Annotated in this window: 5 protein-coding genes; 1 reads left to right on the forward strand and 4 read right to left on the reverse strand. The window is 63.6% G+C overall.

Annotated features, from left to right (window positions below; genetic code table 11):
• Positions 1-136: 136 nt before the first annotated feature.
• From AC0L3A_RS40060 to hemH, 4 genes are all read right to left on the reverse strand, one after another.
• Positions 137-583, reverse strand: coding sequence for an NfeD family protein (locus tag AC0L3A_RS40060; protein WP_007597152.1), 447 nt, complete (start codon positions 581-583; stop codon positions 137-139).
• 70 nt (positions 584-653) lie between these two features.
• Positions 654-1655 (reverse strand): SPFH domain-containing protein, encoded by a 1002-nt coding sequence (locus AC0L3A_RS40065; protein ID WP_219680333.1) that lies wholly within the window; start codon positions 1653-1655, stop codon positions 654-656.
• A gap of 263 nt (positions 1656-1918) precedes the next feature.
• Positions 1919-2890 carry an ABC transporter substrate-binding protein gene (locus AC0L3A_RS40070; protein WP_219680336.1) on the reverse strand — a complete coding sequence of 324 codons (972 nt, stop codon included), beginning with the start codon at positions 2888-2890 and terminating at the stop codon, positions 1919-1921.
• Between the two features lie 22 nt (positions 2891-2912).
• Complete coding sequence (hemH, locus tag AC0L3A_RS40075) at positions 2913-3953, reverse strand: ferrochelatase (RefSeq protein ID WP_219680338.1); 1041 nt, start codon at positions 3951-3953, stop codon at positions 2913-2915.
• Positions 3954-4035: 82 nt separating this feature from the next.
• On the opposite strand from hemH, the gene AC0L3A_RS40080 reads away from it, so the two are divergent.
• On the forward strand, positions 4036-4434 hold the full coding sequence (locus AC0L3A_RS40080; protein WP_219680341.1) for an MAPEG family protein: 399 nt from the start codon (positions 4036-4038) through the stop codon (positions 4432-4434).
• Positions 4435-4528: the final 94 nt, after the last annotated feature.

A 4528-nucleotide genomic window follows, 5' to 3' on the forward strand; every position in this document is an offset into this window, starting at 1 on the left:
GTCGCTGCCGTTTCGTCATCTGACACCTCTTGCTGTCTAAGCTATAGGTGTCCACCGATTTAGGGGAGGCTCAGAATTTTTCCGCAGAGGCAGTCTGGATTGCTTCGCTTCGCTCGCAATGACGGGGAGGCAACAGCTACGCCGCCGCCACCGTCAGATTCGCGCCATCCACTTGCACCACCTTCACACGCGTGCCCGCCGGCGTATCGGGGCCTGCGACGCGCCAGACCGTGTCGCCGATACGCATGGTGCCGTTGCCGTCAACGATCGGCTTCTCCAGCGTGAACTCGCGGCCGAGCAACGCGTCCGCGCGCTTGTTGAGGAAGGGACTGGCGGCAATTGCATCCGGCTTCGGCCGGGCGAGGCGGCGCCACACCGGCACGGCCGCTGCGGCGAAGATCGCGAACATCACGAGCTGGATCTGCCAGGATATCGCCACTCCGAACGAGATCAGGCCGACCAGCAACGCGGCGAGCCCGAGCCAGAACAGGAAGACTCCGGGCGCCAGCACCTCCAGCGCCATCAGGATGAAGCCGAAGATCAGCCAGTTCCAGGTGCCGAGCGATACGAACATGTCGGTCATGACACGACCTCTTTGAAATGACGCATGCCCTTGTCGGAAAACCGGTGTCCACTTTTCCGGGGCATGCGCTTTACCCCTGACGCGGCGGCACCGCGGGTGGCGTGCTGCCGGTCGTCGGCACCGAGCCGCGGCGGGCGGCAGCGGCCGCGGACGCCGCGCTTTCACCGAACGTTGCCTTTGCAATCTCGCCGATGCCGGCGAGCGAGCCCAGCATGCTCATGGCTTCGACCGGAAGCATGATGACCTTCTGGTTCGGCGATTCAGCCAGTTGCCCGAACGCCTTGATATACTTGTCGGCGATAAAATAGTTCAGCGCCGCGACGTCGCCCTTGGCGATGGCTTCACTGACCATCTGCGTCGCCTTGGCCTCAGCTTCCGCCGACCGCTCGCGTGCTTCGGCGTCGCGGAAGGCGGCCTCGCGGCGACCTTCTGCCTGGAGAATTTGGCCCTGCTTGGCACCCTCGGCGCGCAGGATCTCGGACTGGCGTGCACCTTCAGCCTGAAGGATGTCGGCGCGTTTGACGCGCTCGGCCTTCATCTGTCGGCCCATGGCTTCGACGAGGTCCGCCGGCGGCACGATGTCCTTGATCTCGATACGATTGACCTTGAGGCCCCAGGGCGAGACGGCGGCATCGACCACACGCAGCAGGCGCTCGTTGATTTCGTCGCGATGCGACAACACCTGGTCGAGATCCATCGACCCCATCACCGAACGGATGTTAGTCATGGTCAGCACGGTGACGGCTTGGGTCAGGTTTGAGACCTCGTAGCTCGCCTTGGCGGCGTCGAACACCTGAAAGAAGGCGACGCCGTCGACCGTCACGGTGGCGTTGTCCTTGGTGATCACCTCTTGCTCGGGAATGTCGATCACCTGCTCCATCATGTTGATCTTGCGTCCGACGCGATCGAAATAGGGCACGATCAGATTGAGCCCGGGGCTCAGCGTCTGGGTGTATTTGCCGAACCGCTCGATGGTCCAGTCATAGCCCTGCGGCACCGTCTTTACGCCGGCCACCAGCGTGACGATGACGAGCAAAACCAGGACAATCGCGAAAATGTCGAAACCGCTCATATTTCCTCCAAGGCGGAAAAGATTGTCGGAAAAGGCCCTTTTCCGCGCTGTCATTGGTCGGGATCACGCCCCCAAGGGTTCAGTAAAGCGTATCCAGTGTTCAGCGGTCGTAGATGATTTCGGCATCGGCAGGATTCTACACAAGACGCCGGGAGAGGGAATGGTCGCGATTATGTATTTGCGAGGCGCTCTTGAAAGCGTGCAGGCACGGACCTAGCGACGACGTTAACGAATCCGGCCATGCCGGCGGTCGCAGCCAAATCCTACTCGATGACTTCGTTCGCGGTTGCGAGCAGGCTTGGCGAAAGCGTGACGCCGATCGCCCTGGCCGTCTTCAAGTTGATCGCCAGCTCGAACGTGGTTGGATTTTGGACCGGCAGGTCGGCCGCCCGCGCCCCCTTCAGGATGCGATCGATATAGGAGGCGGCGCGGCGGAGCTGCTCGGCGCTGTCGGTGCTGTAGGACATCAAGCCACCCTCGTCGACGAAGGTACGGCTCCAGAACACCGCCGGCACGCGCGCTTCATTGATGGCCGCCAGCAGAAGCGCACGGTTGGACAGGGTGAAGAAGTCCGGCAGCACCAGCAGGCCGCCGTCGTTCCGCGAAGCCAGGGCGACGATCGAGACCGTGTCATGGATCGGCGCCGGCTCCACCGTCACATCGAGCGCGCGGCCAGCGTCCTCGATCGTACCCAGCATCAGCGGCGCGAACGGCGCGGTGGCGGGATTGTAGACCACGAAGACACGGGACGGTCTTGGCACGACCTGCGTCAGCATCTCGAGCCATTTTCCGGCCAGCGGGCCGTCGTAATCGGTGAAGCCGGTGACATTGCCGCCGGGATGGGCGAGATTCTGGACAAAGCCCTGGCTGACCGGATCGGTGACGACGGCGAAAACGATCGGGATCGTCGTCGTGCGCCGGCGCAGCTCCTCGAGCGAGGGCGTACCGACCGCAAGCAGGATGTCGGGCTTGAGCGCCACGAGTTCGTCAGCGAATTGCGCGATCCGTGCGCGGTCGCCGCCGCCGTTGCGCCAATCGGTCTTGAGGTTGTCGCGCTCCTTCCAGCCATGGCCGGCAAGCGCCTGGACCAGGACCGCGCTACGCGTCTGCCCGATCGCATCGTCGGCCGCCGTGACCGAGAGCACGCCGAGCCGGCGCGTCGGCTGCTGCGCCAGCACTGAGGCCGGCAGCGCAGCGGCCACCCCAAGAAGCGCCAGAACCTCGCGGCGGTTCATGGGGCGCTCCTCGGATCCAGGCTCACTCTATCCAGCCCTGGAGTTCGCGCAGCACCAGCGTTCGGATCACATCCATGCCGGGGTTGCTGTCGTTGAGGCAGGGGATCGCGGAAAACTGCTCGCCACCATTGTGCTCGAAGATCTCGGCATTCTCCTGCGCGATCTCCTCCAGCGTCTCGAGGCAGTCGGCGGAAAAACCCGGCGTGATCACCGCGATGCGGCGCACGCCCTCTTTCGCCAGACGCTCCATGGTCTTGTCGGTGTAGGGCTGCAGCCACTCGTCGAATCCGAAGCGCGACTGGAAGGTCAGCAGCAACTTTGTCTCGTCCATCCCCAGCCGGCGGCGCAGCGCCTCCGTCGTGGCCACGCATTGGTCCTGATAGGGATCGCCCTTGTCGACATAGGCCTTCGGCATGCCGTGGAAGGAGGCGACGATCAGCTCCGGCTTGAACGGCAGGCTCGCCAGATGCGTCTCGACCGAGGTGGCGAGCGCCTCGATATAGGCTTCGTCCTCGTAATAAGGCGGCGTCACCCGCAGCGTCGGCTGCGCGCGCAGCCGCGCAAGCACGCGAAACACCTCGTCGCAGACGGTGGCCGACGTCGCAGCCGAATATTGCGGATAGAGGGGTACGGCAAGAATGCGATCGCAGCCCTTCGCAATCAGCGCATCGACGCCCGACTTGATCGAGGGGTTACCGTAGCGCATCGCCCATTCCACCGTCACCTGCTCGCGGTCCGACAGCATGGCTCCGAGCTTGTCGCTCTGCGAGCGCGTGATGGTCTTGAGCGGCGACTCGTTCTTCTCGGTGTTCCAGATCTTGAGATAGTCGCGCGCCTTGGCGCGGGGGCGGGTGCGCAGGATGATGCCGTTCAGCACCAGCTTCCAGATCAAGCCCTGATCCTCGATGACACGGGCGTCCGAGAGGAACTCCTTCAGATAGACCCGCACGCCGCGCGCGTCGGCGGTATCGGGCGTGCCGAGATTGACCAGGAGCACGCCGACGCGCGAGGGGGCGGGCTGCGTGGCCGGCATCGCGGTCTTGAGAGGGGCTAGGGTTGTCATGCCTCGTTGGGTCGCGCGTTGCCCCGAGCTTGTCAAGATCAGGCCGGTTTCGCTAGGGTCGCACCGAGGCGGGGGAGGAAAGATGACACTCGCGGAATGGTGCGTCTTCGGAGCATTGCTGCTCTATTTGGTGACGATCGTCTCGGTCAAATGGATCAGGTTTCGCGGGTTCGACAATTCACGCCCGCGCGATCCCGCCTTCTACGAAGACGCCATCGCGCAGCGCGCGCTCGGCGCGCACCAGAACGGCATCGAGACCTTTCCGTTCTTCGCCTTCGCCGTGCTGCTCGCCGAATACAGGGATTCGCCGCAGCGCCTGATCGACGAGCTCGCGGTACTGTTCCTGATCGTACGGATCGCCTACGTGCTGACCTATCTCGGCAACCGCCCGACGCTGCGCTCGATCCTCTGGAGCATCGGCTTTGCGATCAATCTCGGGATATTCTTCATGCCGGCGTTGAAGCAGTTTCTGCCGGTGTGACTCTTTTTCTTCCTTCTCCCCTTGTGGGAGAAGGTGGGGCGAAGCGCCGGATGAGGGGTTCTATCCGCGAACGCAGCTGCAAGAGGATCGCTCG

The organism is Bradyrhizobium sp. MI1.3 (assembly GCF_055811695.1).